The following is a 13917-nucleotide window of genomic DNA, read 5'->3' as shown; positions in this document are numbered from 1 at the left end:
CGCGTTCGCTCGTGAGTTCGACGCTATAACCAGCGAACAGCTTTCGGTAGTAAAATCTCGCCGTGACCTCCTGGACCACCTCGCCTGTGCAGCCGGGCGGCCGCGCGCCGGCTCCCGGGCGCCTCGCCCTGGTCCAATCCTTCGTGAACACGATCGACCTGGAGGACGGCACCGAGAGCGACGAGTTCTCGACCCTCGACGGCCTGACGGCCTGGGCCGACCGCGCGGGCGTGGTCGCCCCGCCATCACTCACCGACGAGGATCGCGAGCTGGCGGTGCGGTTGCGGGAGGACATCCGCCGGCTGGCCCGCGAGCACTCCGGGCTCGAGAACGCCGAGCCGGCCGAGGACCGGCTCGAACGGGACCTGCGGGAGCTCCGGCTGACCGCGACCGTGGAGCAGGGGCGGATCGCCCTGGCCGGCGCGTCGCCGCTCGGCTCGCTGCTCGCCCCGATGATCGACGCGCTCCGCACCGGGATGGACGACGGGACATGGTCGCGGCTGAAGGTGTGCCACCGGGACACCTGTCAGTGGCTCTTCTACGACTCCTCGCGCAACCAGGCATCGCACTGGTGCGCCACCTCGATCTGCGGCAGCCGGGAGAAGGCGAAGCGCGCCTACGCACGCCGCACGGGCCGCGCGAGCGGCTGAGGCACGGCTCGCGCGGGTTACCCTGGAAACAACTCCAGGGAACGGACTCTCAATGACGAAGCGCGCGCCGAAAGAGGGCATCGACGAGTCGAAGCTCGAGATCGAGTCCCCCGAGCGGAGCGCCGTCGGGATCCCCGGCGTCGTCGCCGCCCTCCGCATGTCGATCGATCAGATGGGCGCCGTCCGCAGCGCCCAGACGCTCCTCAACGTGAACCAGAAGGGCGGCTTCGACTGCATGGGCTGCGCCTGGCCCGAGGGCGAGCACCGGCACACGGCGGAGTTCTGCGAGAACGGCGCCAAGGCGGTCGCCGCCGAGGCCACCCGACGCCGCGTCGGCAGCGGCTTCTTCGCCGAGCACTCGATCTCCGACCTCGCCGCGCAGGACGACTACTTCCTCGAGCAGCAGGGCCGCCTCACCGAGCCGCTGCTGCGGGACGAGGGCTCCGACCACTACCGGCCGATCTCCTGGGATGCGGCGTTCCGCATCATCGCCGACGAGCTGAAGGCGATGGAATCGCCGGACGAGGCCGTCTTCTACACGTCGGGTCGCACCTCCAACGAGGCGGCGTTCCTCTACCAGCTGTTCGTGCGCGGCCTCGGCACCAACAACCTGCCCGACTGCTCCAACATGTGCCATGAATCGAGCGGATCCGCGCTCGGCGAGACGATCGGCGTCGGCAAGGGCACCGTCAGCCTCGACGACGTCCACTCGGCGGAGCTGATCCTCGTCGCCGGCCAGAACCCGGGCACCAACCACCCCCGGATGCTCAGCGCCCTGGAGAAGGCGAAGAAGAACGGCGCGGTCATCCTCACGATCAACCCGCTGCCGGAGGCGGGGCTGATCCGCTTCAAGAACCCGCAGACCGTGCACGGCATGCTCCTCGGTGGCACGGAGATCTCCGACGACCACCTGCAGATCAAGCTCGGGGGCGATCAGGCGCTGTTCCAGGCCCTCGGCAAGGCGCTCCTCGAGAAGGAGGAGGCCGGCGATGGCGTCTTCGACCGGGAGTTCCTCGAGGCCCACACGAGCGGGCTCGACGACTACCTGGACGAGCTGCGCGGCCTCGACTGGGACGAGGTCGTCACGGCCACCGGGCTGCCGCTCGCCCAGATCCGCCGCACCGCGGACCGCATGGCCGCCTCGAAAAGCACCATCGTCTGCTGGGCGATGGGCCTGACGCAGCACAAGCACTCGGTGGCGACGCTCAAGGACGTCGTCAACCTGCTGCTCCTGCAGGGCAACGTCGGCAAGCCGGGTGCGGGCTTCTGCCCCGTGCGCGGCCACTCCAACGTGCAGGGCGACCGCACCATGGGAATCTTCGAGCGGATGCCGGAGCGCTTCCACGATGCACTCGATGCGGAGTTCGGCTTCGCCTCCCCGCGCAAGCACGGCTACGACACCGTCCACGCGATCCGGGCGATGCGCGACGGCAAGGTGCGCGTGTTCATGGGCATGGGCGGCAACTTCGCGCGGGCGACGCCCGACACGCGCGTGACCGAGCAGGCCCTGCGCAACACGCGCCTCACCGTGCAGGTGTCCACGAAGCTGAACCGATCGCACCTCGTCACCGGCGCTCGCGGCATCATCCTGCCGACGCTCGGCCGCACGGACCGGGACCGCAGGCGCACGGGCGACCAGATGGTCACCGTCGAGGACTCGATGAGCGCCGTGCACGCCTCCCGGGGACGGCTGAAGCCCCCGAGCGACGACCTGCTGTCCGAGGTCGCAATCATCTGCCGTCTCGCGATGGCGACGTTCATGGACGCGGACGGCTCGCCGACCGCCAACCGGCCGCAGGCCGATTGGGCGGCGCTCAGCGAGGACTACACCCTGGTCCGCGAGCACATCGGCCGCGTCGTCACGGGCTTCGAGGACTTCGAGCAGAAGATCGAGCCGGGCAACGGCTTCGTGCTGCCCAACGGCCCCCGGGACGCCCGGATGTTCGCGACCGCGACCGGCAAGGCGATGTTCACCGCCAACCCCTGGAGTACCCGAGGATCCCCGAGGGCCGGCTGATCCTGCAGACCCTCCGCTCCCACGACCAGTACAACACCACCATCTACGGCAAGGACGACCGCTACCGCGGCATCCACGGCGGCCGGCGGGTGGTGCTCGTCAACGCGGACGACCTGCGCGAGTTCGGCCTCGAGGAGGGCGACCTGGTCGACCTCGTGTCCGAGTACGCGGACGGCGTCGAGCGCCGGGCGGAGCACTTCAAGGTGGTGCCCTACTCCACTCCGCGCGGCAACGCGGCCGCCTACTACCCGGAGACGAATGTCCTGGTCCCGCTCGACTCGACCGCGGACGTCAGCAACACTCCGACGTCGAAGTCGGTGACCATCCGCCTGGAGAAGGTGCGGGAGGTCGCGGCCGTCCCGGCCTGATCTCCGACCTGCCCACTTCTGCGGCAACTGGGCGCCCAGTTGCCGCGGAAGTGGGCAGCTCAGCGCTTGGGCGGCAGGCCGCTGATCCGCTCCGGGTGCGCGTAGACGTTCATGCCGGTCCCCCGGCTGAACCCGACGAGCGTGAGCCCGCTGGTCTGCGCCAGGTCCACGGCGAGCGAGCTGGGCGCGCTGACCGCGGCGAGCATCGGGATGCCGGCCATGCTCGCCTTCTGGACGAGCTCGAACGAGGCGCGGCCGGAGACCTGCAGCACCGTGTCGTCGAGGGGCAGGCGCCCCTCGCGCAGCGCCCAGCCGACGACCTTGTCGACCGCGTTGTGCCGGCCCACGTCCTCGCGCAGGCAGAGCAGCTCGCCGTCCGCCGTGAAGAGCCCGGCGGCGTGCACGCCGCCGGTGCGGTCGAACGCGGCCTGCCCCTCGCGGAGCAGGTCGGGAAGCCGGGCCAGAAGGTCGTAGGAGACCGTGCGACGCGGCGGGCGGATGGCGTGCTGGGAGGCGCGCGTGACGGCCTCGATGGACGCCGCGCCGCACAGGCCGCAGGAGCTCGTGGTGTAGACCTGTCGTGCGGTGGCGTGCTCGGGACGGGGCACGTCGGCGCGGATCACGGCGTCGATGACGTTGTACGTCTGATGTCCGTCCGCGTCGAGCCCCGAGCAGTACCGCATGGCCACGAGGTGGTCATGCTCGAAGACCATGCCCTCGGACACGAGGAAGCCGGCGACGAGGTCGAAGTCGTCGCCGGGTGAGCGCATCGTCACCGAGAACTGCTCGCCGTCGACGCGGATCTCGAGCGGCTCCTCGACGGCCAGCACGTCCGGGCGGTCGTGGCGGAAGAGAGGCGGCTGGTTCTCCTGCGGCTCCGCGTTCGCACGGAGCCGGATGACCGGCCGGCGCTGAGTGGTGGCGCCCATGCTTCTCCCTCCCGCGGGCAGCGCGGCGACGGCCGCGGTGCGTGCCGCAAGGCTACCTTCTCCGGCTAGACGCCCAGCTCGGCGAGAAGTCCCGGCACCTTCGTCTCGCTGCTCCACCACGGTGTCTCCACGAACGCCCGCTTGAGGTAGAGCAGCTCCATCGACGCCGACCACCCCTCCACCCCGTCGAGACGCGCGAGGAAGTCGTTGAGGAAGGTGTGCAGCTCCTGCACCGAGGGCGTGATCACCTCGCAGAGGAGGGAGTTGTCGGCGACCAGCGACGCGAGGAACCGCACCGACGGATGGTGCGCGAGCTCCTCCCCCACGGCCTGGATCCGCGATGGGCTGACCTTGATTGTCATGAGCGTCTCGGAGTTCATGCCGAGCGCCGCCGAGGACACCAGGGTGTGCACCTCGACGCAGTGCCCCGCTCGCAGCCGGTCGAAGCGGCGGCGCACGCTCGACTCGTTGATGCCGAGCCGGTCCGCGATCCGCTGGAACGTCTCGCGCCCGTCCTCGCGAAGGACGGAGAGGATCTCGAGGTCGGCTGCGTCGAAGTGGTCCGGCCCGCAGTCCACGGGGTCGACGGACCGGCCGTCGTCCTCCTCGGGCTCCGAGCCGAGCAGCTCGCCGTAGAGCTGCCGGCCCCACTGGAAGCTCACCTTGTAGACGTGCATGATCAGGTCGCTGCGCCACCGCTCGACACCGTCGATGGAGCGGAGGCCCTCGACGACGGAGAGCTGATTCGTGGCTCCCCCGCGCACGATGATCTCCGCCATCAGGTCGTACTCGCCGGACACGGTCGAGCAGAAGCGGACGTCCTGGTGCGCGGAGAGCGTGGCCGCCACCGCCATCGCCATCCCGGGCCGGCAGTTGATCCGCACCCAGAACGAGGCGTACGGACCGCCCGCGGAGAGGGCGGGAACGACGGCCACTTTCACGACGCCGTCGGCCAGCAGCTGCTGACCGCGGCGCGCGACGGTGGTGACCGAGGCGCCGACCACGTCCGCGATGGCGCGCCAGCTGGCGCGGCCGTCACGCTGGAGCGCGACGACGATGCGCCGGCCCAGGTCGTCGAGGCGATCGAGGGCGTGCGGGTTCACGGCTGCGCGTCGGCCGGCCCGTTCGGCGGGTAGACCTCGTGCAGGAAGCTGCGGACGGTTCGGGTCCACTCCTCGGCCTCCTCGATCTGCGGCGAATGCCCGGACCGCTCGAAGATCGCCAGACGGGAGTCGGGGATCAGCTCGGCGATCGTCTCGCTGCAGGATACCGGCGTGATCCAGTCCGTCCGGCCCACCGTGATCAGTGTCGGAGCGGTGATCGTGGGCAGCAGCGGCTTGAGGTCGTAGTCCTTGAGGTTCTTCGAGAACGCGTAGTTGTGCGCCTCGTAGCGGTACGGCGTCGCCTCGACCTTCTTCTCCACGGCGGCGGGGTCGTACTCGAAGTCGTAGAGGGGCAGGATCTCGCGCCAGCAGTCCTTGAGGTCCTCGTTGTCCCGGACGCGGCCCTCGTCGATGCGGTCGAACTTCTCCATATCGATCACGACGCGGTCGCTGGCGAGGGCGTTCGCGCGTGCCAGCTCGGCGTGCGAGTTGTCAGGGGCCGTGTCGCGCAGCACCATGGCGGCGACGCGTTCCGGGTACCGGGTGGCGTACTCCATCGACATGAAGCCGCCGTAGGAGCCGCCGGCCATGACCACCTTCTCCGCGCCGATCCACTCGCGGAGGGCGTCGAGGTCCGCCGCCCACTGCTCGTGGCTGAGCTCGCCGGAGCCCTCGCTCTCCCCGCTCCCCCGCGCGTCGAAGACGACAACGCGGTACTCGTCGGCGAGCCGGCCGAAGCTGTTGCGAGGCTCGGCGCGAGAGCCGAGACCGGGCGCGCCGTGATGGGTCAGGATGACCGGCGCCCCCTCCGGGCCCAGCACCTCGACGGCCAGCTCGTTGCCGTTGATCGACACTCGCTGAGCGCTGGTCGTCGCGCGTGCGAACTCCTGGGAAACCTCTGACATGGGGGTCCTTCCTGATGGTGCGTGGTGCGCTTGGTCGGGGTCGAGCCGAGGCTCGGACGTCTCAGACGGGGATCGTGCAGTCCTCAAGCGAGCGCGGGAACGACGTGAGGGGCTCGGAGCCGGACGCGGTCACGAGCATGCTGTCGCTGATCCGGTAGCCCGCGTGGCCGGGTATGTAGATCCCCGGCTCGTTGGACACGATCATCCCGGCCTCGAGGAGGGTCGGATCGCCGTCCTCGAGCCACGGCGGCTCATGCATGCCGAGGCCGATGCCGTGGCCCTGCCGGTGCCTCAGGTACTGGCCGAGCCCCGCGTCGCGGATGACGTCGAGGCAGCGGGCGTTGCTCGCCCGGCACTCCACCCCGGGCGCGATCGCCCGGCTCCCTCGGCCTGCGCGAGACGGACGGTGTCGTGGTAGCGGCGCTGGTCGGCGGTGGGCTCGCCCAGCACGAAGGTGCGCTCGCCCTCGACGAAGCGGCCCCCACGGCGGCGCCCAGCGACAGCATGAAGGTGTCGCCGTCGCGGAGCCGGTAGCCCGAAGGCAGCCCGTGCGGGATCGCGCTGTTCGCGCCCGCGTAGACGAGCCCGCCGGCGAGGAACGAGATGACCACGACGTCGCTGTGCTCGCCGTACATGAGCCCGACGCCCACGCGGCCGACGTGGCCTGCCAGGTCCGCCTCGGAGGGCAGCGCTCCGCCCGCGGCGATGGCCTCGGTGATCAGGTCCACGCCCGAGCGCAGCATGATGTCGGTGATCCGGGCGGCCTCCCGGTGCTGCGCGATCTCCTCGGGGAACTTCACGTAGCGGGCGCGGGTCACGAGCTCCGTCGGCACCCACTCGACGTCGGGAAACGCCGACTGCAGCATCGCGAGGCGGTGCTGCGTGACGAGGGTGGTGACGCCGACCCGCCCGCGCAGTCCGCCGGCCGCGCGAGCCAGCGGCGCGCAGGGGTTCTCGATGCCGGGGTACTCCGCGAACGCGACGATCTCGGCGCGCGCGCCCTGCTCCTCGGCGTGCTGGCGCTCGAGCTCGGGCAGCAGCAGCACCGTCGATCCGGCGCCGGTCTGCAGCACCGCCACGGGGCGCTCGCCCGGGTGGTGGAAGAAGCCGGTGAGGTAGGAGACGTCCTCGGGGTCGTCGGTGAGGATCGCCTGCAGACCCTCGCTCTCGAGCCGGGCGACGATGCGCTCCTGGATGCGGTCGTACACCCCGCTCGGAAGGCGCTGACTGAACGCGCCTCCGACCGCTGTCGGCGCGGGAAGGGTCTCAGCGGTCATGGTTCCTCGGGTTCCGCGCGTCGTTGTAGGCGATGGAGAGGAGCGTCGCCGAGAGCACCAGGGCGAGGATGGCGAGCGACGGGAAGAGCGTGAGCCACCAGGCGCTCACCATCGCCCCGGAGGCCTGCGCCTCGTAGAGGATCCGGCCCCACGACCAGGTGGTGGGGTCGCCGAGGCCGAGGAAGGCGAGGCCTGCCGCGGACAGGACCGCGCGCGAGGCCGTGACAACGACGGACACCACGATGACCGGCGCGACCGCGGGGACGACGTGCCGCCCGATGATCCACAGGTGGTTGCGCGTCATCAGCCGGGCCGCGTCGATGTACGGCAGCTTCACGACCGCGAGGGCCTGCGACCGGACGATGCGCGTCACCTCCGGCCAGGAGAATGCGGCCACGACGAGGATGATCGTCGACGTGCTCGGCCCGACGAGCGCCGCCACCAGGATCATCAGCGGCAGCACCGGCAGCGACAGGGTCAGGTCGACGACCACGCCGATGACCGCGTCGAGCTTCGGGATGTAGGCGCCGAGAACCGCGACGAGCGTGCCGAACGCGATGGCGATCGCGGAGGCGGCGACCGCGACGAGCACGGACTGCTGGGTGCCCCAGACGATCTCACCCCACAGGTCCCGGCCGAGCGCATCCGTGCCGAGGGGATAGCCGCCGCCCGGGGGCTTGAGCACGTCGGTCCCGTAGCTGGCCGGATACGGAGCGAGCAGTGGCGCGGCGATGCTGATGAGGATGAGGATCCCGAGGATCGCCAGCGAGAGAAGGCCGAGCGGCTGCTTGCGGAAGGCGCGCCAGGTCGCACGGCTGGCGCGGCTGCCCCCGGTCGCGATGGGCTCGGGGATCGGCTCGAGGGCCGCTTCGGGGATCGGCGCGGTCATGCGGTCTTCACTCTCGGGTCGAGGAACCCGTAGACGATGTCGGTGAGCATGTTGGCCACCACCACCGTCACGGCGAGCAGGAGGAAGGCGCCTTGCAGCACCGGGAAGTCGAGCTGGGTGACGGCCTCGTAGATGCCGCGCCCGATGCCCGGGTAGGCGAACACCGTCTCGGTGAGCACGGCGCCGCCGACGAGGAAGCCGAGCTGGAGGCCGATCAGGGTCGTGGCCGGCAGCAGGGCGTTGCGCAGCGCGTGCTTCCAGAGGATGCGCCGCGGTGAGAGGCCGTTGGCCTTGGCGAGGGTCACGTAGTCGTCGCCGAGGGCGTCGATGAGCGTCGCCCGCACCGTGAGGACATACGACCCCAGCTGGATCAGGGTGAGCGACAGCGCCGGCAGCAGCAGATGCTGCAGCACCGAGCCGTACCAGGCGACGCCGTAGACGGCGTCGTCGTAGGCGCCGCCGATCGGCAGCCAGCGCAGCCAGAGACCGAAGAGGAGCAGCAGCGCGATCCCGACGCTCGGGACGAAGAGCGACTGCCCGGTCACGCCGAGGATCTGCACGAACCGGTCCATCGCCTTGCCGCGGCGCGAGGCGGCGAGCACGCCGAGCGGGATGCCGAGCAGCACCGTGAGCACCAGGGCGCTCGCGGTGAGCACGAGCGTCCAGGGCAGGCGCTGGAGCAGGACGTCGACCACGGGGATCGACTGGGTGAAGCTGGTGCCGAGATCTCCCGTCACCAGCCGCCCCAGGTAGATGAAGTACTGGATGATCAGGGGCTGGTCGAGCCCGTACTGCGTGAGCAGGGCCGCCCGCGTCTCCTCGGTCATGTTCGGGCTCGCCACGGCGAGCGCCGGGTCCCCCGGGAGCAGCCGGAGCAGGAGGAAGGTCACGGTCACGGCGAACCAGATCGTGAACACTCCCCTGCCCAGGCGGCGGAGGACGAACAGAGCGATGGACACGGGCGGCCCCTCTGCTACTTCGCGGTCTTGGAGGCGCTGGCCAGCGACACCGGGTTCACGATCGACAGCAGCTCGCTGGGCTTCGAGACGAAGCCCGTCCACTTGTCGCTGTGGGCGAAGTAGAGCTGCTGCGAGTACATGATGTTGTCGTAGACCTTCTCGTGGACGATCTGCGCCGCCTCCCGCATCAGCTTCACGCGCTCCTTCTCGTCCGCACTCGTCGACGCCGTGTTGATGAGGTCGTTGAGCTCGGGGTCGTCGACGTGCGTGTAGTTGATCGCTCCGCCGGGGAGGTACGACAGGACCATGTTCGTCACCGGGTCCTCCATGATGGCGAAGTTGCCCGCATAGATGTCGTAGTCACCCGCGTTAGTCATCGCCAGGTAGGTGTTGCGCTCGGTGCCCTGCAGCTCGATCGTGATTCCGGCCTTCGCCGCACTGTCCTTCACCAGCTGGACCCACTGGCTCGTCACGCTGTCCTGCAGCGAGTAGATGAGCCGGAAGGAGACCGGGAAGTTGCCGTTGGCGTCGGCGGTGTAGCCCGCCTTCTCCATGAGCGAGCGCGACTTGTCGACGTCGAAGTCGTACTCCTTGATCGACTTGTCGTAGTAGTCGCCGTGGACCTCCATCAGCGGGCTGGAGCCCGTCGAGACGGCCTGCCCCTGCAGCACGACCTTGCGGATCGCGTCGTAGTCGGCGGCGTGCGCGAGCGCCTGGCGCACCTCGACCTTGGCGAGGTCGGGGTTGTCCATGTTGTACGTCATGTGCGCGTAGCCGAGGCCGGTGGACTCCTCCACCTTGATGCCCGCCGTGTTCTTCAGCTGCTCGACCTGGGCCGGCGGCAGGGCGTTCGCGATCGCGTCGACCGCTCCGCTCTGCAGGGCCAGGATCTCGGCGTTCACGTCGGGGTACACGCGGTAGACGACCTTCGCCGGGATCGGGGTGCCGCCCTTGACGATCGGGTAGTCCTCGACGCGGTCCATGGTGTAGCTCTGGCCGACCTGCACCTTGGTGAGCACGAACGGACCGGCGCTGACCCAGCCGCCGTCGGAGCCGTCGTTCGCGAACTCGGCCACGGAGCCGGCCTTCTCGAAGACGTGCTGCGGGACGATGTTGCCCCAGAAGCCGATGCCCTCGACGATCGAGGCGTCGGGCTTCGACAGCTTCATCTCGACGCGCGTCTTGCTCACGGCCTCGGCGGAGTCCATGTTCGCGAGCTGCCCGTAGAGCGTGCCCGCGGGCTTGTCCTTCTTCGTGGCGTTGAGCGTGTACGCGACGTCCTCCGCGGTGAGCGGCTCGCCGTCACTCCACTTCATGTCGTCGCGGATCTCGTAGAAGCCGGTCGTCTCATCGACGTAGCCCCAGTCGGTGGCGACCTCGGGGATGCGGTCCCCGTCCTCGTTCATCGACAGCAGGTGGGGGTACATGAGGTTGCTGACCCAGTAGTCGCTGCGGCTGTTGCCGACGAGCGGGTTGTAGTTGACGACGTCCGTCGTCGTGGCGATGTTGAGCGTGTCAGTGCCCGCCTTCGCCGTGCTCGTGCTCGTCGCAGCGGGCGGCGCCTCCGGGGCGCACGCGCTCAGGGCGAGGACCGCAATCGCGGCCACCCCGGCGAGCAGCGGATATCTCTTTCGCATCAGAACCAGACCTCCTCAAGAACGCGCAGGGTGTTGCCGCCGACGACCGCGCGGATCTCGTCGTCGGAGTAGTCGTGCTGGACCAGCCAGCCGATGATGTTGGTGAACGCCTCGGCGGGGTTCTCCACGCCGTCGACGTAGGGGACCTCCTCGTACTCGACCTTGCCGTGGGCCTGGCCGAGCGAGAGCTGCGCCGCGAAGGCATGGTGCAAGCCGACGTGGTCGCCGAACAGGGTGTCCGGGCCGAAGCTGACGTGCTCGATGCCGACCAGGTCCACGCAGTACTTGAAGTGATCCATGAACGACTCGAGGTTGTGCTTGGGGTGATCGGGCGAGAGCGTCGTGTGCGGGGCCGCCTCGATGCCGATGACGCCGCCGCGCTTGGCGCACTCCACGATGGTCTCGTCCGTCTTCATGCGGTTGGTCGGCCACACGGTGCGGGCGCCGGCGTGCGTGATGAAGACGGGCTTGGTGGACGCCTTGATGACGTCGACGCACGTGCGGTCACCCGAGTGCGAGATGTCGATGGCGATGCCGAGCTTGTTCATCCGCGCGACGGCGCGCTCGCCGAAGTAGGTGAGTCCGCCGTCGCCGCGCTCCTTGAGCCCGCCGCCGAGGTAGTTGGCCTCGGAGTAGGCGATACCCATCTGGCGCACGCCGAAGCCGTAGAGGACGTCGAGCCGGTCGACCTCGTTCTCGATCGGGGTGGCGGCCTCGAGCGCGAAGATGTGGGCGATCCGCCCGGTCTCCTTGGCGTACTGGATGTCCTTCAGGCTCTCGCCCTTGATGACGAAGTCCTGGTGGGCGAGGTCGGCCATCCGAACGCCGAGGTCGAAGAGCACGTCCTGGTACTTCCACCCCGCGTCGCTCGAGATGCAGCAGGTGCCGTCCATGCCGTTGTCGAACACCGCGGTGAGGCCCGAGCGGGACAGGCCCTCGTAGGCGGTGGGTTCGCGACCCTGGCGGATGTGGTCGCGGAGCTGGCCCATGTCCTCGGGGAACACCTGCAGGTGCTCGTGGAGGGAGATGACCGTCTCCTCCTCGAGGAGCTTCTTGGCGCGGGTCGCCTGCGACTCGCTGAGCTCGAGGCCCTGGTACTCGGGGACGCGGCCGATCTGCTTCGCGTATGCGAACTCGCGGTAGTCCACGCCCTTCTCGAGGTAGTCGTAGGCGGTGTAACCCGTATAGCGCTCTGCTGGTTCGAGCACGTTCTCTCCATTCGGTGCAGGGGGTCGTGCAGCCGGCGGCGAGAGGCCGGCATCTCGCCGGGATCGGCGCAACCGCACACCACCCCACTTCTTTCCGGCGCTCACGTCAAGTGTCGTGGTGGATTTCGGTCGCAACTTCATCGAATCGAAACATTCCGGCGCGTTTATCCGTGCATCATGGAGTCATGGCCGTTACGCCGATCGTCCCCGCGCCCGTGCTCACGGTGCGAGGCCTCGACATCTCCTTCCGGACGAGCGCGGGTCTGGTGCCCGCCGCGACCGGAGTGGACCTCGACGTGCGCCCGGGCGAGCTCGTGGCCCTGCTCGGGGAGTCCGGCTCCGGCAAGACCGTCACCGCTCGCGCCATCATGGGCATCCAGGACGACGCGGCCGTCGTCACGGCGCGCGAGCTGCGCCTCGGCGAGACGTCGCTGCTCGACCTCGGCGAGGAGCAGCGGCGGAAGCTGCGCGGCGACCGGATGAGCATGGTGCTCCAGGACGCCCTCTCCTCCCTCAACCCCGTCCTCTCCGTCGGCGACCAGATCGGCGAGATCTTCCGGGTCCACCGCGGCCTCGGCCGACGGCAGGCGAAGACCCGCGCGGTCGAGCTGCTCGACCTCGTCGGCATCGCCAACCCCCGCCAGCGCGTCGACGACTACCCCCACCAGTTCTCGGGCGGCATGCGCCAGCGCATCCTCATCGCCATGTCGATCGCACTCGAGCCCGACCTCCTCATCGCCGACGAGCCGACCACGGCGCTCGACGTCACCGTGCAGGCCCAGATCCTGCGCCTGCTGCACGACCTCCGCGGCCGCCTCAACATGGGCGTCCTCCTCATCACGCACGACATCGGCGTGGTGACGGAGGTGGCCGACCGCCTCGCCGTCATGTACCGCGGGAAGATCGTCGAGCAGGGCGACGCCGACACGATCTTCGCGTCGCCTGAGCAGGACTACACGCGGAGGCTCCTCGACTCGGCGCCGCATCCCGCTCCCCGCGCGTGCTCGCGGTCGCCGGTTCCGCGGCGGCAGCGGGCTCCTCGCCGGTCGCGACTCTCCCGGTCGCAGCCGGCCGCACCGCCGACCGGCGCGCGTTCGCGGGGGTCGCCGCGCCCGAGGGCACGCGGGTGCTCGAGGTCGACGGCCTCACCCGCACCTTCACCCTCGGCTCCGCGTTCAACCGCCGCACCGTTCCCGCCGTCCGCGGCGTCGACCTCACCCTCGCCCGGGGCGAGACCCTCGCGATCGTGGGCGAGTCGGGCAGCGGCAAGTCGACTCTCGCCCGCATGATCGTCGGCCTCGAGAGCTCCGACTCCGGCACGGTGCTCTACCGGGGCAGCGACGTGACGCGACAGACCCGCGGACGCCGCCCCGGCGCCCAGCCCGGCCTCGGCATGGTGTTCCAGGACCCGTACACCTCCCTCGACCCCCGGATGCGCGTCCGCGACGTGATCGCCGAGCCGCTCACGGTGACGAGGACCGGGAGCTCGAAGGAGCGCCGGGACCGCGTCGCCGAGCTCCTCGAGCTCGTCGGGCTGCAGCCGGACATGATGGACCGGTTCCCGCACCAGTTCTCGGGCGGCCAGCGCCAGCGGATCGGCATCGCCCGCTCCCTCATGCGGGACCCCGACGTGCTCGTGTGCGACGAGCCCGTGTCGGCCCTCGACGTCACCATCCAGGCGCAGGTCACCGACCTGCTGGTCGACATCCAGGACCGCCTCGGCCTCAGCATCCTCTTCATCTCGCACGACCTGTCGGTGGTGCGGAACCTCGCACACCGCGTCCTCGTCATGTACCGCGGCGAGGCGGTGGAGACCGGCGACGTCGGCCAGATCTTCGACCGGCCCGGCCACGCCTACACGCAGGAGCTGCTCGCGTCCATCCCGCCGCTCACCCGCTCAGAGCGCGGCAAGCTCACCGGGGTCCAGGCCGCCTGAGGGCCGCCGCGCCGCAGGACCGACCGCCTCGCCCGGGCT

At 69.9% G+C, this 13917-nt stretch carries 12 protein-coding genes and 1 pseudogene; 4 read left to right on the top strand and 9 right to left on the bottom strand.

Annotation, left to right across the window (positions count from 1 at the left end; all coding sequences use genetic code 11):
- Positions 1–62 precede the first annotated feature (62 nt).
- Together QUE51_RS13345 and QUE51_RS13340 are read left to right on the top strand one after the other, a co-directional pair.
- Complete coding sequence (locus QUE51_RS13345; RefSeq protein WP_286276857.1) at positions 63–650, top strand: CGNR zinc finger domain-containing protein; 588 nt, start codon at positions 63–65, stop codon at positions 648–650.
- 52 nt (positions 651–702) lie between these two features.
- A pseudogene (locus QUE51_RS13340) lies at positions 703–3035 on the top strand (FdhF/YdeP family oxidoreductase).
- A 59-nt stretch (positions 3036–3094) separates the two neighbouring features.
- Here the strand turns inward: QUE51_RS13340 and fdhD are convergent.
- From fdhD to QUE51_RS13295, 9 genes are all read right to left on the bottom strand, one after another.
- A complete protein-coding gene (gene fdhD / locus QUE51_RS13335) occupies positions 3095–3964 on the bottom strand; it encodes a formate dehydrogenase accessory sulfurtransferase FdhD (RefSeq protein WP_286276854.1) in 870 nt (289 codons plus the stop codon).
- Between the two features lie 65 nt (positions 3965–4029).
- A complete protein-coding gene (locus tag QUE51_RS13330; protein ID WP_286276852.1) occupies positions 4030–5067 on the bottom strand; it encodes an Lrp/AsnC family transcriptional regulator in 1038 nt (345 codons plus the stop codon).
- Positions 5064–5972: an alpha/beta fold hydrolase gene (locus tag QUE51_RS13325; protein WP_286276851.1), complete on the bottom strand. Its 909-nt coding sequence runs from the start codon at positions 5970–5972 to the stop codon at positions 5064–5066. Before QUE51_RS13325 ends, QUE51_RS13330 begins: the two co-directional genes overlap by 4 nt.
- Before the next feature lie 61 nt (positions 5973–6033).
- Positions 6034–6333 carry a M24 family metallopeptidase gene (locus tag QUE51_RS13320; RefSeq protein ID WP_286276850.1) on the bottom strand — a complete coding sequence of 100 codons (300 nt, stop codon included), beginning with the start codon at positions 6331–6333 and terminating at the stop codon, positions 6034–6036.
- The gene (locus QUE51_RS13315; RefSeq protein ID WP_286276848.1) at positions 6224–7249 is read right to left on the bottom strand and encodes a M24 family metallopeptidase; all 1026 of its coding nucleotides are present in this window, start codon (positions 7247–7249) and stop codon (positions 6224–6226) included. Before QUE51_RS13315 ends, QUE51_RS13320 begins: the two co-directional genes overlap by 110 nt.
- Entirely contained in the window at positions 7239–8138 is a 900-nt protein-coding gene (locus tag QUE51_RS13310; RefSeq protein WP_286276847.1) for an ABC transporter permease, read from the bottom strand. The genes QUE51_RS13315 and QUE51_RS13310 overlap by 11 nt, the downstream gene beginning before the upstream one ends.
- A complete protein-coding gene (locus QUE51_RS13305) occupies positions 8135–9097 on the bottom strand; it encodes an ABC transporter permease (RefSeq protein WP_286276845.1) in 963 nt (320 codons plus the stop codon). The genes QUE51_RS13310 and QUE51_RS13305 overlap by 4 nt, the downstream gene beginning before the upstream one ends.
- Positions 9098–9111: 14 nt before the next feature.
- Positions 9112–10734, bottom strand: coding sequence for an ABC transporter substrate-binding protein (locus QUE51_RS13300; protein WP_286276844.1), 1623 nt, complete (start codon positions 10732–10734; stop codon positions 9112–9114).
- Entirely contained in the window at positions 10734–11942 is a 1209-nt protein-coding gene (locus tag QUE51_RS13295) for a dipeptidase (protein ID WP_286276843.1), read from the bottom strand. Before QUE51_RS13295 ends, QUE51_RS13300 begins: the two co-directional genes overlap by 1 nt.
- Before the next feature lie 185 nt (positions 11943–12127).
- Between QUE51_RS13295 and QUE51_RS13290 the strand changes: the two genes are divergently transcribed.
- Complete coding sequence (locus QUE51_RS13290; RefSeq protein ID WP_286276842.1) at positions 12128–13231, top strand: ABC transporter ATP-binding protein; 1104 nt, start codon at positions 12128–12130, stop codon at positions 13229–13231.
- Positions 13189–13878, top strand: a complete 690-nt coding sequence (locus tag QUE51_RS13285; RefSeq protein WP_286276840.1) for an ATP-binding cassette domain-containing protein — start codon at positions 13189–13191, stop codon at positions 13876–13878. Before QUE51_RS13290 ends, QUE51_RS13285 begins: the two co-directional genes overlap by 43 nt.
- Positions 13879–13917 lie beyond the last annotated feature (39 nt).

Source organism: Naasia aerilata (genome assembly GCF_030296595.1).
In the GTDB taxonomy this organism is placed as follows: Bacteria; Actinomycetota; Actinomycetes; order Actinomycetales; family Microbacteriaceae; genus Naasia; species Naasia aerilata.
This window is presented reverse-complemented; position numbering and strand designations above follow the sequence as displayed.